General features: G+C 53.3%; 6 protein-coding genes and 1 pseudogene. 6 read left to right on the top strand and 1 reads right to left on the bottom strand.

Going from position 1 to position 15,171, the window contains the following annotated elements; all coding sequences use genetic code 11:
* Positions 1-12 precede the first annotated feature (12 nt).
* The 6 genes from HK23_RS11215 to HK23_RS11190 all read left to right on the top strand — a co-directional run bounded on the left by HK23_RS11215 (position 13) and on the right by HK23_RS11190 (position 6,224).
* Entirely contained in the window at positions 13-849 is an 837-nt protein-coding gene (locus HK23_RS11215) for an HpcH/HpaI aldolase family protein (RefSeq protein WP_086654021.1), read from the top strand.
* 44 nt (positions 850-893) lie between these two features.
* Positions 894-2,387: a CoA-acylating methylmalonate-semialdehyde dehydrogenase gene (locus HK23_RS11210; protein WP_086654020.1), complete on the top strand. Its 1,494-nt coding sequence runs from the start codon at positions 894-896 to the stop codon at positions 2,385-2,387.
* Between the two features lie 151 nt (positions 2,388-2,538).
* Positions 2,539-3,909, top strand: a complete 1,371-nt coding sequence (locus HK23_RS11205) for a carbohydrate porin (RefSeq protein ID WP_086654019.1) — start codon at positions 2,539-2,541, stop codon at positions 3,907-3,909.
* Positions 3,910-4,021: 112 nt separating this feature from the next.
* Positions 4,022-4,891: a DoxX family protein gene (locus HK23_RS11200; RefSeq protein ID WP_256940167.1), complete on the top strand. Its 870-nt coding sequence runs from the start codon at positions 4,022-4,024 to the stop codon at positions 4,889-4,891.
* A 306-nt stretch (positions 4,892-5,197) separates the two neighbouring features.
* A complete protein-coding gene (locus HK23_RS11195) occupies positions 5,198-5,671 on the top strand; it encodes a GlcG/HbpS family heme-binding protein (protein ID WP_086654017.1) in 474 nt (157 codons plus the stop codon).
* Between the two features lie 67 nt (positions 5,672-5,738).
* Positions 5,739-6,224 carry a GlcG/HbpS family heme-binding protein gene (locus tag HK23_RS11190; protein WP_063908574.1) on the top strand — a complete coding sequence of 162 codons (486 nt, stop codon included), beginning with the start codon at positions 5,739-5,741 and terminating at the stop codon, positions 6,222-6,224.
* 117 nt (positions 6,225-6,341) lie between these two features.
* Here the strand turns inward: HK23_RS11190 and HK23_RS11185 are convergent.
* Positions 6,342-14,899 (bottom strand): annotated as a pseudogene (locus HK23_RS11185) (GH36-type glycosyl hydrolase domain-containing protein).
* Positions 14,900-15,171: the final 272 nt, after the last annotated feature.

Below are 15,171 nucleotides of genomic sequence, written 5' to 3'. Positions count from 1 at the left end.
AGGGTGACGACAATGCAGAGAAATCCGATACGTAAAATCTGGGCGGAGGGAAGAGGGGCCATCAACGGCTGGCTCTCTATCGCAAGCTCTTTTTCTGCCGAGATCATGGCGTCCTGCGGATATGATTCAGTGACGATTGACACGCAGCATGGCGCCGTTGGCTATGAGACCATGCTGCTCATGCTTCAGGCGCTGCGGGCTTCTGGCGTAGCCCCTATGGTGCGTGCCCCCTGGCTTGAGCCGGGCGCTATCATGAAGGCGCTTGATGCCGGGGCATGGGGCGTCATCTGCCCTATGGTTAATACCCGTGCCGATGCGGAGCGACTGGTGTCCTATGTTCGCTATCCCCCGCACGGTTGCCGAAGTTTCGGGCCCACGCGGGCAAATTTTGCACTTGGAAGCGATTATGCGGCTGTCGCTGATGATGAAGTGCTGTGCTTTGCGATGATCGAAACAGCCGAGGCGATGAGCAATCTGGAAGAGATTGTCCGCACACCCGGTCTGGATGGCGTTTATGTCGGCCCGGCAGATCTCACGCTGGGGCTGACAGGACGGCGCTACCGCACCGGTTTTGATCGTGAAGAACCTGAGATGCTTGAAGCAATCCATCATATCAGGACAACGGCGCACGCGGCTGGTCTCCGCATGGGATTGCATAACGGTTCGGCAGCTTATGCTGCCAAAGCGCTCTCATGGGGGTGTGATCTGGTTACGGTTTCCAATGATGTGCGTCTGCTTGCGCAGGCCGCTCAGGAAAGCGTTGCGGAGGTGCGGCGGCTGATCGGGCCAGGTGAGCGCACGCCGGAAAAAGAAGCAGCCATCCGGCACGAAGTCCCGGCCTCTTACTAACCTTCCTTTTCTATTCGATTTTTTTAGACAGCAGGAGCAAAAAAATGGTGACAATACCGCACGTTATTGGTGGACAGCATACGGAGGGTCACGGCACGCGGCGCTCTGATGTTTTTAACCCGGCAACGGGTGAGGTCGCGCATCAGGTGGCATTGGGCGATGCGAACGATCTGGAAGCAGCGATTGCAGCGGCAGAGAAGGCTTTTCCGGACTGGGCCGAGACACCCCCGCTAACGCGTGCACGTATCCTGTTTAAAGCGCGCGATTTGATCGAAGCGCATCGTGATGAACTGGCTGCCATTATTACCGCTGAACACGGTAAGGTGCTCTCAGATGCCAAAGGCGAAGTGACACGCGGTCTGGAAGTGGTGGAGTTCGCCACGGGAGCTCCGGAGCTTCTCAAAGGTGAATATACCGAGCAGGTTAGCCGTGGCATTGATGCGTGGACCATGCGCCAGCCGCTGGGCATTGCCGCAGGGATTACGCCCTTTAACTTCCCGGTTATGGTGCCCTTATGGATGGCCCCCATGGCTATTTCGACGGGGAACTGCTTCATTTTGAAGCCTTCTGAGCGTGACCCTTCAGCCTCTGTTCTGCTGGCGGATCTCTTCAGGGAAGCCGGGCTGCCGGACGGTGTGTTCCAGGTGGTGCATGGTGACAAGGATATGGTCAATGCCATCCTTGAGCATCCAGCCATCTCGGCCGTCAGCTTTGTTGGCTCAACCCCTATTGCAAAACATGTGTATGCAACAGGCACGGCAGCCGGCAAGCGTGTGCAGGCCCTTGGCGGGGCGAAAAACCATGCAATCGTTATGCCGGATTGCGACCTTGAAAAGACCGTCGATGCCCTGATTGGCGCAGCGTATGGATCCGCAGGGGAGCGCTGTATGGCCATTTCCGTTGCTGTAGCCGTCGGGCCGGTGGCGGACCCGCTTGTCGAGATGATTGCAGAGCGGGCCCGGGCGCTCCGGATTGGTGCTGGCACCGATGACAGCAGCGAGATGGGGCCGGTTGTCACTGCGCAGCACCGGGCAAAAATCAAGCAGCTGATTGATACCGGTGTGGAACAGGGAGCCACGTTGGTTGTCGATGGGCGTGAACTTGTGGTGACAGGGCATGAAAAGGGCTTTTTCCTCGGCGGTACGCTCTTTGATAATGTGACACCGGAAATGGAGATCTACCGGGAGGAGATTTTTGGCCCGGTTCTGTGTGTGATGCGTGCGCCGGATTTTGAAACGGCGCTCGAGCTTGTAAATGGCAGCCCATATGGAAATGGCACTGCGATCTTTACGCGGGATGGTGATAGTGCACGCACCTTTACGCACCGTGTCACGGCAGGAATGGTCGGGATTAACGTGCCGATCCCGGTACCGATGGCGTTTCATTCTTTTGGAGGATGGAAGGATTCTCTGTTTGGGGATCATCATATGCACGGCCCAGAGGGGATACGCTTCTTCACACGCATGAAGGCTGTTACGCAGCGCTGGCCGGCTGGTATTCGGACCGGGGCTGAGTTTTCTATGCCGACGCACGGCTAAATCGGCAGCAGGTTAAAAAGGAGCGCGTAAGCCATCAGCAAGATGGCAGCGTTCCGGCTCTTACAAAAACAACAAAGAAATCGAGAACAAAAAAAATAAAAGAGGTTTCAGAATGTTTTACTTCCGTTCATCTCTGTAGTGGCCGCGTGTCATGCGGTATTTTCCATTCATCGTGGCTTTGCTGGTTGCGATGCTGGTTCCTGCTGGCGAAGCCTGGGCACAGGCAACAGTGACGGGTCCGGGCGCCCGGCCAGAAATTCTTAACGCGATACCGCCTGATTCCGACTATCCTCCTCCACCGCCCGTCACGCACCTTCTTGAAGGCGAAGTTGGACGCTGGCGCTCATCGCTTTCAAAAAAAGGCATTGATATTCTGCTGGATGACTGGTCGGAATTTGCAGGCAATCTTACCGGAGGCACGCGCAAGGCACAGGTTTTTGCAGGGCAGGTTGCGATGGAGGTGGATCTGGATTGGGGGAAGATCTTCAATATTCCGGATTTCACAACCACAATTACCGTTGTTCAGCGTCATGGCAGACGGCTTTCGACGGATGCCCTGCAGGATGGGGTGGTCAACCCGGAGCAGATCTATGGCGGAGGCGGGAACGTGGTCATACATCTTGTGTATTTCTATGCACAAAAGAAATGGCTTCATGGCCGGATTATTCTGACGGCAGGACGGTATGCGCCGGGACCGGATTTTGATTCCAGCCCGCTGCAATGTCTGGTGATGGGGCAGGCGACCTGTAGCCAGCCTCGAGCAACGACATTGACAGATGGCTATTCGTCATGGCCCGGCACGGCCTGGTCCGCAGTTTTGCGTGTGCGGCCCACCAAGCCGACCTACATCACGTTTGGTGCGTATGAGACCAGTCCGCTCAAAGGCGGCACAGCCGGGACGGACTGGGGTGGTGACCATATAACGGGTGTCACGCTGGCTCTGGGTGGGGGGTATGAACCTGTTTTTGGGCGGCACAGACTTAATGGTCACTATAAAGCCGGTCTGTTGTGGGATTCTTCACCGCATGCCTACAACGATGCGACGACAGACAACCCAACACGGTGGCGACACGGGCAGATGATCAGTTACGTCGCATTCGATCAGATGCTGATGCGGAACGGGCATTATTCAGATAGCGGGCTTATTGTTCTGGGGGGCTATACGCATGTGACGTCCGGGATATCCATTATCTCGGATCAGGCTTATGTGGGGGTTGAAAATGTCGGGATGTTTGCAGGCCGCCCGCGTGATGCGCTGGGCCTGACGTGGTCCGTGTTGCGGTATGGCCCGAATGTGAAATCAATCTGGCAACCGGGACAGGGGACTATTCTGCTGGATCCACTCTCACCCAACAAACCTCTCCTGGCAAGCCGGGAGTCCATCTTTGATGCGACTTACAATGTCCATGTCAGCAACGGGATCGATATTGCTCCGGATTTTCAGTATTTCTGGCGTCCGGGCGGCTCTGGGCGCGTTAAAAATGCTGCGGTATTGGGGGTGAATGCCCATGTGACGTTATGAGAATGCAGCAGGAAGAATTAACGATAGGATCACGCATTTTGCATGACCAGAAACAGCTTGCCATTCATGGTCATGGGGTTTGGCATCTTTCACAAGAAGAAAAACAATGTTTATGAAGCCAAATGTTTTGGTTCCGTCTTTTGCAGCCTTGAGCCCGCGTTATGTGCCCTTCTGGCTCCTGTGGGTGGCTCTGGCTGTTTCTGTCAGCACAATGGTCTATTCGTCTTTTATCGTGCCGGTTATTCCCGATTTTGCACGTTTTTCCACCATCGGGCTGGATATCCTTGCGCTGATCATCGCAGTTTTTGTCATGCCAAAAAGCTTTGTGGTTGGGTTTTTGGGAGCACTTCTGCCTTTCATTATCAGTTGGCGGGTTGCGGCTATCCATGGTTCATTTCCTGGTATGGCAAGTTCCAGCCTCACATTTCTGATTTATCTCGCCCTTTATGCTGACTGCATGGTTCATGACTGGACGCATTTTCGGTCGTCTGGCTGGAATGGACATTTGCAGTGGCAGATGGCGACAATCCGTATCTACTTTGGATTTGATATGGTCGGGCATTTTGCAGAAAAACTTTTTGCAGGTGCGGACTCCTTCCATCATATGGCGCAGGTGTTTGTGGGTTTCGGGCTCTCATCCGGTGGTCCTGCCGTTATTGTCGCAGGCCTGTGTGAACTGGCAATCGCGATTGGTGTCGGTATGGGGTTTCTGACCCGGCTGGCTGGGGTTGGGGCAGCGCTTTATTATGTGATTGCCAATCAATATGGCCGTCATTTTGAGGATGGCTTTACGTGGAATAATGCCCCGGTCGGGGGGTGGGAATATCCGATGCTGATGATTGTGCTTTTCGCCAGTTTTGCCATTGCCGGTGCAGGAAAATTCTCACTGGATGGCTGGCTTATTGCGCATGGCTGGATGCCCCGCATCCTGTTGCCGGTCTGTGTTTCAACGCAACCCGATTATGTGAAGACGGAAGACTGAAGTGTTGATGTGTTCGTAGGGGCATGCTGAGTGAACAGACGGATGGCGGCCTTCTGTGTTGTGTATTGGAATTGAAATAAAAAGTTTATTTAGGAACAATTTAAAGAAATAATAATCACAGAAGCGTGATATTTAAAATATTGATTTGATTTATACTGTTCTGATTGTAAGTTGTTTTTCGATGCGGTGGTCGTTATATCGCATTTTCTACTGTGTGACGTTTACGATTTTGCAATCTTGGCGGAGGGAAAGAGTAAACGTCACGACTGGGTCAATAATAACATCTCCCATAAGGTACCCTTTGCAATGAAAAAAATACTTGCAGCGTTTGCGTCCACACTCTTGTGTGCGTCACCCGCGTTTGCGCAGTCTGCATCCACAGCACCTCAGCTCAACATTACGACAGAGGCGGCGATGGATATGGCGCATTATGCGGTTGGTCTGGCTGAAAGCCGCCACCTTAAGCTGTGCATTGCTGTTGAAGACACAGATGGAAATCTCGTTGCTTTCATCCGGATGCAGGGTGCTTACGCAGGGTGCGTAGAGGCTTCCATTGCCAAAGCCAAATCTGCAGCACGATTTGCCCGTAACACGATTGAGTTTTTTGACGCAGCGCGCGCGCAGAACCTTCCTATCGGCTTTGTGCCCGGTATCCTTCCGTCAGCAGGCGGCGCAGTTTTCAAGCAGGGTGAGACTGTCGTCGGGAGCATTGGCACCAGCGGGGACACGAACGAAGCGGAACAGGCGCTTGTTGTGGATACGGCAAAGCATTTCCACTGAACTCTCACGACAGGGAAAATGCTTTTCATAAAAGAGTTAGTAAAACCTCTTCAGGTCAGGACGTCACATGAAACTTAAATTTCTCGGGCCTTTGGCTCTTCTGGCGGGATTATCTACAATGACTGCGGCGCACGCTGATGATAGCAAGGTGTTAACGCGCACTGTGTTGAGCAGTGCTGGCGCAAAAAGTTTGCTGAATGCGGCAGAAGCCGCTGCAAAGCAGCGAAACATGAAAGTGAGCATCGCCATTGTGGATGGATCAGGCAGGTTGCTGGCATTTATCCGAATGGATGATTCTCAGACCGGAACTGATGAAACAGCTATCAAGAAGGCACGCACGGCGGCTCTCTATAGCTCGCGCGGGAAAGTTCTGGCTGAACGCGTTAGTCAGAATCAGGCATTTTTAACAACGCTTCCGGGTATTACCGCGGTGCCGGGTTCAGCCCCGGTCATGAACGGCCAGTATCTTATTGGCGCTGTGGGCGTGAGTGGTGCCACGGATGATCTGGATGATGCTGTGGCGACAGATACTGCGGGCGCTTTTCATCCATGAATGTTCAGAGGCGGGAAAAATGCCAAGTCATGGCTTTTCCTGCCTCGCAAAATATTTAGAGTAGATTTTCATAACCAGGCATTCTGATGAATGGCCTGGTTATGTTGTTTTTATTTATTATAGTAAATAAATGACTGTATGATTTTCACCATCATCTTTGAGCTCAAGTCTGTCTGTTTTCCCCATAGGGATATTATCTACGGTCAGGCTCGGTGATGTGCTGTAATTGACACCCTTGGGGTTTTTGATGATGCATTGATACCGACTGCTGCGCCAGCGGAGCAGAACTTCAAATTCCTTCCAGTCCTGTGGGATACAGGGCGTGATTAAAAGTGTTTCTCCCTGAATACGGATGCCGAGAAGGGATTCAATGCCTGTGCGCTGCATCCATCCGGCAGAACCGGTATACCAGGACCAGCCGCCTCGTCCGGTATGGGGCTCTACGGAATAAATATCCGCAGCAACCACATAAGGTTCCAGTTTGTAACGGTCCGCCTGTTCTTGTGTCCGGGCATGCTGGATCGGGTTAAGCATGCTGAACAAAGCATGGGCCTGATTGCCGTCTCCCTGTGCGGCAATTGCCATGACCGTCCAGAGGGCAGCATGGGTGTATTGCCCGCCATTTTCCCGGACACCGGGTGGGTAGCCTCGGATGTATCCCGGGTCAGGCTGCGCTTTATCAAATGGCGGTGTAAGAACAAGGATCAGTCCATCCTTCGGCCGAACAAGATGTTCAACGGCGGAATACATGGCGTGATGCGTGCGTTCAGGCGAGGCTGCGTTAGAGAGAACAGCCCAGGATTGGGAAATGGCATCAATCTGACATTCCGTGTTCCTGTGAGAGCCAAGAGGCGTGCCGTCGTCAAAGTAGGCGCGGAGATACCAGTCTCCATCCCACGCACGTTCCAGAGCGTTGGCAAGCTTTTCAGTATGGTTCTGCCAGAGTGTGGCACGAACAGTGTCATGCCGCTCAAGAGCCAGAGGAATGAACATCTTCAGCGTCGTGTAGAGGAACCAGCCAAGCCACACGCTTTCTCCTCGCCCTTGTTCTCCCACCCTGTTCATGCCGTCATTCCAGTCTCCTGTGCCCATAAGCGGCAGGCCATGGGATCCCACAGTCAGACTATGGTCGAGCGCCCGGGCGCAATGCTCAAAGAGGCTTGCTTTTTCAGAAGAAACGGCGGGAACCGCAAAATGGTCATGCTGTGTGATTGGCAGAGGAGGAGCCTCAAGAAAGCCTATGTTCTCGTCCAGAACTGTCTTGTCTCCGGTTGTCGTAATATAGTGTGTAACGGTGTAGGCCAGCCAGGTACAATCATCGGAAATATGGGTGCGGACACCTGAACCCGTTTGAGGAAGCCACCAGTGTTGCACATCGCCTTCAGGAAACTGGCGCGATGCTGCCCGTAAAATGTGCTCCCTGACACGCTCAGGAGAAGATGTTGCGAGTGCCATGCCATCCTGAAGCTGATCCCGGAAGCCAAAGGCACCGCTGGCCTGATAAAAGCCCGCTCTGGCCAGAACGCGGCTGGAGAGGGTCTGATACAAAAGCCAGCCATTGAGCATGATATCCATGCTCCTGTCCGGAGTTTTGACCTGAATGGCATGGCAGACAGCATTCCATCGTTCGGTAACGGCCTGCAGAACGGCATCAAGGTCAGTCGTGCGATATCGCAGAATGAGCTGTCTTGCTTCGGTTGCATCCGACGCTTCACCAAGCAGAAAGACAATTTCGACGCGACCGTTGGCCGGCAGTGTAATCAGGGTTTGCAGAATGCCGCAGGGGTCCAGTCCTGCTCCTGTTACGCTATTCAGGCCATCAGAATGGGTAAAGGCGGCAGGGTTGTCCAGTGACCCATTCCGCCCGATAAAACTCTTACGATCTCCGGAAACGGTCGTGACGTAGCTTCCGAGATCAGCAAAGGCGACACGGGAACCGTAAGTCCCATCCCATTGATTTCTGGCAAAGAGAGCCCCGGTTTTTGGGTCAGTTTCTGTGGTGATGAAAGGCGCGGTTTTCGTGCGGGATGTTCCCAGAACCCATTCTACATAGCTTGTAAGAGACAAGGTTCGAGACTGCCCCGAAAGATTATGAAGCTGAATGCGTGAGATCTTTATTGGGTCTGCTGGTGGAACATATTGCAGCAGGCTGCTGGCAATGCCGTGGGCGATCCGCTCGTAGCGCGTATATCCCCGTCCATGATGTGTGACGTAGGTTGCCGCGACGTCTCTGCGTGCTGCGGCGGTAAGGCTCCAGAGAGTATGAGTGTCTTCGTCGCGCAGATAGAAAATCTCTCCAGGAGGATTGCTGACCGGGTCATTAGACCAGGGAGTGATCTGATGTTCCCGGCTGTTCAGGGCCCATGTGTGCCCGCTTCCTTCCGCCGAGGCCAGAAAACCGAAGGTCTCGTTGGCGATGACGTTAATCCATGGGGCAGGCGTAGAGGTGCCCGGGGACAGCAGAACAACATAGGTTTCTCCATTGTCTGCAAACCCACCGTAACCATTGAAGAATTCCAGCTCTGGAAGAGGTGGAGTGCCAAATGCGCTGGGACCAGCAATGGGAAGCGGCTGAAAGGCGGCCGGTGTCTGCGCTGGCTGAGATTCTGCCAGATCAAGCTGTTCTGCAAGACTGTCTTTTGTGCCGAGAACGACGCGCGCGACGGAAAGCAGAAGTGTCAGGGTGCCGGGCGAGAGCAGGTCAGTTCGTAAAATACGAACGGAACCGGCGCCGGTTGCTGCTTTAGGAATAGAACGTACCAGATTCTCCAAAGAGATCTGGAGGTCTTGCAGATATGAAGAGGGATGGTCGTTCAGGATAACCAGATCGATCGGAAGCTGTTTGAGGCGGAAATATTCATGAGCCAACAAAACCTGACGCACGATCTCTGTCCCGGAATTTTCCTTGATTGTCAGAACAACGAGAGGAAGGTCACCTGAAATGCCAAGTTCCCACAAACCTGTTTGAGGGCCAGCGCCAACCCTGATGGCTTCGGACGATGCGCGCAGAGAGGAGCCAGCAAAGAGGATATGGCTTGCCAGACGCTGGAACAGGTCAGCTTCAGTCGGGTTAATATCAAGGTGGCGCAACTGGATCTGCGCCTGCGTCCAGGCCAGGGTGCGCACGCGGTCAAGGGCGGCAGCATCCTTGTGTGTATCAATCAGGTCCAGAAGTTTTTCCCGGGTCGATGCCGCCATCGTCCAGAAAGAAATGCGGGTAGTAGTCCCCGGTTTGAGAGCGATCCGGCAACGAAGAGAGAAAGAGGCGTCAAGAACGGTTCCTGTGCGACCTGATAACGTATTTTTTCTTGTCATGGCGGCCGGTGACCGCACTGTTGCATTGCGACCGATGAAGTCTGCCCGGTCTGTTCCCATGCTGACGGAAAGGGCAGAAACAGCGAGATGGGCAACCCAGAGTTCTGGCTCATCCGGGGTTCTGCGTCTGCGTGTGGCAATAAGGGCTTTAGCTTCCGGAAGATATTCGGTCTGAACGAACAGTTTCGTAAAGGCCGGATGAGCAAGGTCTGCGTCTTGTGTCAGAAGCGCAAGTTCAGCATAGGATGTGATATCAATTTCCTGCGTCTCATGGCCTGCGTTGGAGAGCGTGAGGTGGCGGACTTCAGCATCATCTTCCGCTGAAACCATGATGTCTACAGTTGTGGTGAGAGCACCATCCCGGCGGGAAAATTCTGCACGGTCTTCGTGAAAGCCCACCAGATAATCGTCAGGTATAGTGCCACAGGGCTGGATGCCAGAAGACCAGACAAAACCCGTTTTGACATTTTTCAGATAGAAATAAGACCCATACTGATCGAGTGTGGGGTCTTCCCGCCACCGTGTGAGCACATGCCCTGCCAGCTACTATAGCCAGAGCCTGCGGATGTGAGCATGACGGTATAACGACCGTTTGAAAGCAGGTGGGTGACAGGTTCCTGAGTGTAAGCGGTGCTATAGTAACGGCCTGCGCGTATTGTCGCTTCCGGCGCTGGTGCGGGAATAGCCTGTTCGGCAGGGAGCGGGCGGGCCACTGCGCTTTTGTCTGGAGCGCGCTCCTGTAGCAGAAGTTCAGCCGATGCCATGGTCGGGTCATTATGAAAACGTGTTCTCATAATACCGTTCAGAACCGTATCGGCGACCGCGAGAATGGACATGCCCTGATGGTGCGCCATGTAAGCACGGACAATGGCTACAGTCTGGTTCTCAGGGATGCGCTCGGGCGTATAATCCAGCGCTTCAAAAAAGCCATAGCGCCCTTGTGCGCCGGTTTTTTCCAGAACGGAGAGATTGGCAACAGCTTTTTGAGGATCAATCATTGCGGCCAGCAGGGTGGCGTAGGGGGCCACAACCATATCCTGCGCCAGACCACGCTTGAGCCCTAGTCCAGGAACGCCAAAATTTGAATACTGATAGGTATAATCAAGGTCGCGGACATTGTAAGCAGCCTCGGAAATACCCCACGGAATGTTGCGGCTTTGCCCATAGGCAATCTGGCGCTGCACAATCCGTGCATTTGTCTCCTGCAGCAGGCTCCCTACGGGCGCACGCATGACGAGGGATGGCATGAGATATTCGAACATGGAGCCGGACCAGGACACAAGAGCCGCGCCACTGCCGGAAGGGGTTATGGTCCGGCCAAGGCGGAACCAGTCCCGTGCTGGAATGTCCCCTTTGGCAATGGCAAAATACACAGCAAGTCGCGCCTCAGATGCCAGAAGGTCGTAACAGTTGCTATCCGCTGTATCGTCCTGAACAAGAAAGCCGATGGAAAGCAGTTTGCGTGATGTATCGCGGAGAAAACTGAAATCCATCTCATTGGCAAGCTGTTGGGATTCACGTTTCAGATTTTGGAGGCGTTCGGGTAAGCCTGATTTTCGGGATTGATCAAAATCGCGCAGGTGACTTTCCAGAGTGCGGAGAGGGGCGGAAGCCCAGAAGACCGGGTCTCTGGATGAGGTTATGGATGGATCTTCCGGGAACGGAAAAAGATGGACTGCATGATCGGCAATGATTTTAGCCTGCAGCAAGAAGTGCGTGAGGGTCAGGCTGGTTTTGTCTGCCGGTGCGGATAAAATGGCATTCTTTAATTTTCCAAGAGATCTGAGAAGGACGCGCTGCTGTTTGGTGAGTTGCAGCCGTACTCCGTTTTTAAACGTTATTTCCATAATGGCGATTGTGATGGCGTCGGAAAGGCCTGCCCGCCAGTCATGGAGGTCCGCTTCCTGCGTAAGCCATTCGCAGCAGGTGCTGGCAACGGTTATGAGATGCCCGGCGAAATTGCCGCTATCCACCGTAGAAACGTAGAGGGGATTCAGCGGCTCCAAAGTTTCAGTATTATACCAGTTGTATAAATGCCCCCGGTATTTCTCCATGTTTCGGACTGTTTTCAGGGTGGATTCCAGTCGTTCTACCGTATCCTGAAGGCCAGACCAGCCAAAGTCGCGTGCATTGATGGCGCAGAGAAGGTATAGGCCGATATTGGTTGGCGACGTGCGTCTGGCCAGAACAGGACTGGGGTCTTCCTGAAAATTGTCCGGCGGCAGCATATTGTCGGCAGGTGTGACGAATGTTTCAAAAAAGCGCCATGTCCTGCGCGCCGTAAGGCGTAAAGTCCTGATATCGGTTCTGGATGGGCGTGACTGGGACGGTATGATTGGAGAGCGGCTGGTCCATAAGGCGAGAGCGGGGGACAAAACCCACAGGCAGGCAAGCGGCGCGCATAAAAGCAGTGTCTCGGGATCTGTCCATGTCACATAGAGTGAAAGAACGACGGCAAAAATGGGTGCTGCCAGCATTTTCTGGTAATATTCTGCCATCCCTGACTGGAGCAGGTTTGCCGTATGGGCGGCCGGGACCCACTGCAAGAGCAGCCGCCGCGTTATGAAGACGCGCACGAAAGTGCGGCTGATTGCATCAAGCATGAGAAAGGCCTGATGGGCCAGAAAGGTAAGATTGAGTGCCGTCATGACGGCTGCGGTCACGAGGTGTGACGTGATAACGCTGAAATAGCTCCGAAAGGTGATCCATTCCCGCCGTGGGAAAAGAAAAGGCAGAACAGGCAGGAATGCAGGAAGAGCGACCATCACGAGAATAAAAAGCGTCCAGATGGCGGCATTCGCTGGCGTAAGAAGCCAGCAGGCGAGTAAGGTAAAGAGTGTGAACGGAGCACACAATGTCCGGCGCAGGTTATCAACCATTTTCCAGCGCGCTATGCCGGACAGTCGGTCATGCGGTAGCGGAGTTTTTGTTGTGCCGGAAATAATCCAGGGGAGGAGCTGCCAGTCACCGCGCGTCCAGCGATGCAGCCGTTGGGCAGACACCATGTAATCGGTCGGGAATTCCTCAACGACTTCTATATCAGAGGCCAGAGCGGCTCGGGCAAAAATGCCTTCAAACAGATCATGGCTTAGAAGAGTGCCTTCCGGGACACGATCAGCCAGAGCGGCTTCAAAAGCATCAATGTCATAAATGCCTTTTCCAGCGTAGGAGCCTTCTCCAAACATATCCTGATAAAGATCTGATATGGCTGCGGAATAGGCGTCAATCCCGCTCGATGTCGAATAGATTTTTTGAAAGACGGTGCTGTGATGCCCAACGGGGAGAGAAGGCGTCACGCGGGGTTGCAGGATGGCGTAGCCTTTTTCAATCCTTCGGGTCTCAGGATTGAACTGGGGGGCATTGAGAGGATGTGCGAGCTTGCCAACCAGCCGCCGAACCGTTTCCAGAGGCAGCCGTGTATCCGCATCAAGTGTCACAACATAGCGGACATTTTGCGGCAAACGACGGCCCTGATCCTCAAGAAATGTCGTGTTTGATGCGCCGCGCAGCAGGCGGTTCAGTTCATGGAGTTTGCCGCGTTTACGCTCCCATCCCATCCACACGCCCTCACTCTCGCTCCAGACCCGGCGGCGGTGCAACAGGAGAAATCTGTCTCCGTTTACGGAGGGGCCGAAGCGTTGATTGAGCAGGGCGATACCGGCAACGGCCTGATGTAACAGTGCGCCATCATGAGGATTGCTTTCGGTGTCACAATCCTTCCAGTCTGTGAGGAGGGCAAAATGGACGCTTCTGTCATGCGTGGCCAGATAGTGGATTTCCAGTCGGTCCAGAAGCTCTTTGACTGTTTTCGCATCAGTCAGCAGGGCGGGAATGACAACAAGAGTGCGCATATGGTCCGGAATGCCCTGCAATAACTCAAGACCCGGTAGCATGGTAACTTTGACAGCACGGAGGGCGAGCCTGTTTATGCAGGCAACAGCGGCCTCAGACGTTGGGACACAGGCGCAGATAACCACAAGGACCAGCCATAAGGTCGTGGGATATTCTTTTTCTGAAATCCAGATGGGAATGCTGAGAAATAAAATAGAAAAAATGAGAATAGCAAGACTATATCCTGTAATACCGCGATGGCAGAAGTCCCGTACGAATTTTCTGGAAAGGGGAGGTGTAAACCCCAATTCAGCCTCAAGCTCAAGGCGTCCGTCCATCAGAAGGTAGTAGCCAGGGTCGCTTTTGCGCGGGTCTGATGCGTGTGCGTCCTGTGCTTGTTGTGCGAGGCCAATGGCGCGATGAGCAATTTCGAGTTCTGAGGCTTTACTGCCAAGCGCCAAATCTTCAATGGCCTTGCGATACAGGTCCCGGCTTGAAAAATCAGCTTGTGTAAAGCTGGGATAATGCGTGAAGGCCTTATCAATCAGACAAACCTGCTCAAAAATCTCCGTCCAGTCCAGCCCGGTAATGAGCCGCAGGCTTGTGATGATATTGCGAACGGTTGCATTGAACGCCCCCTGATTCTGAAAATCATCCTGAACTGTTTTTTCAATACTGCTACTTTTGTCTGCCATGCGCTGCTCTAGCCAGACCAGAGCGGGATCCTTTTCCAGATCCAATCCTCTTGACCGATGGACAAGGCGGGCAACAAACGCCGGGGTCAGACTTTCTGGTTCAACGAGAGATAAAACTTTTTGGATAGAGAGTTCTTCGTCTTTACGGGTTTTTTCAAGGTTGTCGGCAAGCAGGTCGGCTGCGCGCCGACTGTTATTATTTTCGATAATGGCGTGAGCTGTGCGGCGCAGATTTTCAATCAGTACAATCCGCAAGGTAATGGGAACAGCCCAAAGTTCTCCGATTGTGAGGGGAGCCACGCTTTGATAGGCGAGCAGATAACGGCAAAGGATGTCCTGATGAAGGTGGCTGTCAGTATGTGCGACAAGAGCCCATGTTACACCAAATATCCGTGGTAATCCTTCAAACGGGCCGCTGGCCAGCTTAGGCAGCCGCGCATAGTAACCTGGAGAGAGATCAAGGCTTGTTTCCCTGATCTGCATATCAATAAGTGCATAATTGTCGGCAAGCCACTGAGCGGCGGGTGTCAGCAATTTCCCTGCCTGCAGTGCTTCGGTGATAGCCGTATCTGTCTTGCGAAGAAAAACGCCATTTTCGGCAAGTCGATGTTTTAACGGATAACTGCTTGTTTTGGATTTATAAGTAATTGTCTGAGCAACAGCCAGACTGCGTGCATGGGCCTCAAGACGCTCAATTCCGAAAATTTCACTTTTCACCGGTGTCCCGTCGTTCTGCCAGTAAAAGGATGTATCGGGCTTGAACAAGCTCCGCCAAAAAGAAAGGTGTGTGGACCCGACGCGTGCATTTTGAGAAAAATCCGTAGAGCCGTCCATGTTGTTGCTCCGTCATCCCACTTTGAAGAGGGAAAGGTTTTTGTTTTTTTGAAGGCTTCTGCGTAGTCGGACTGCTGGTCTTGGAATTTTGTCGTAGATGAGGTGCTCGTCCTGAGGTCTGTTTCTGAACTTTTCAAGGCATAACGAATAGGCGATCAGGAAAGCCGTTCAGCAGAGAGAGAGCTGATGAGGCATAGTTTTTTACCTCGGTCTCCAGGCAGCACAGAAGAGTTAAAACGCTTTGATTTATAGAGAAAAGTACCTGCCTCCCA

Origin of the sequence: Acetobacter malorum, from assembly GCF_002153605.1 — a bacterium.
Classification (GTDB): Bacteria; Pseudomonadota; Alphaproteobacteria; order Acetobacterales; family Acetobacteraceae; genus Acetobacter; species Acetobacter malorum_A.
The sequence above is the reverse complement of the archived record's forward strand: the minus strand, read 5'-3'. Positions and strand labels throughout refer to the sequence as shown.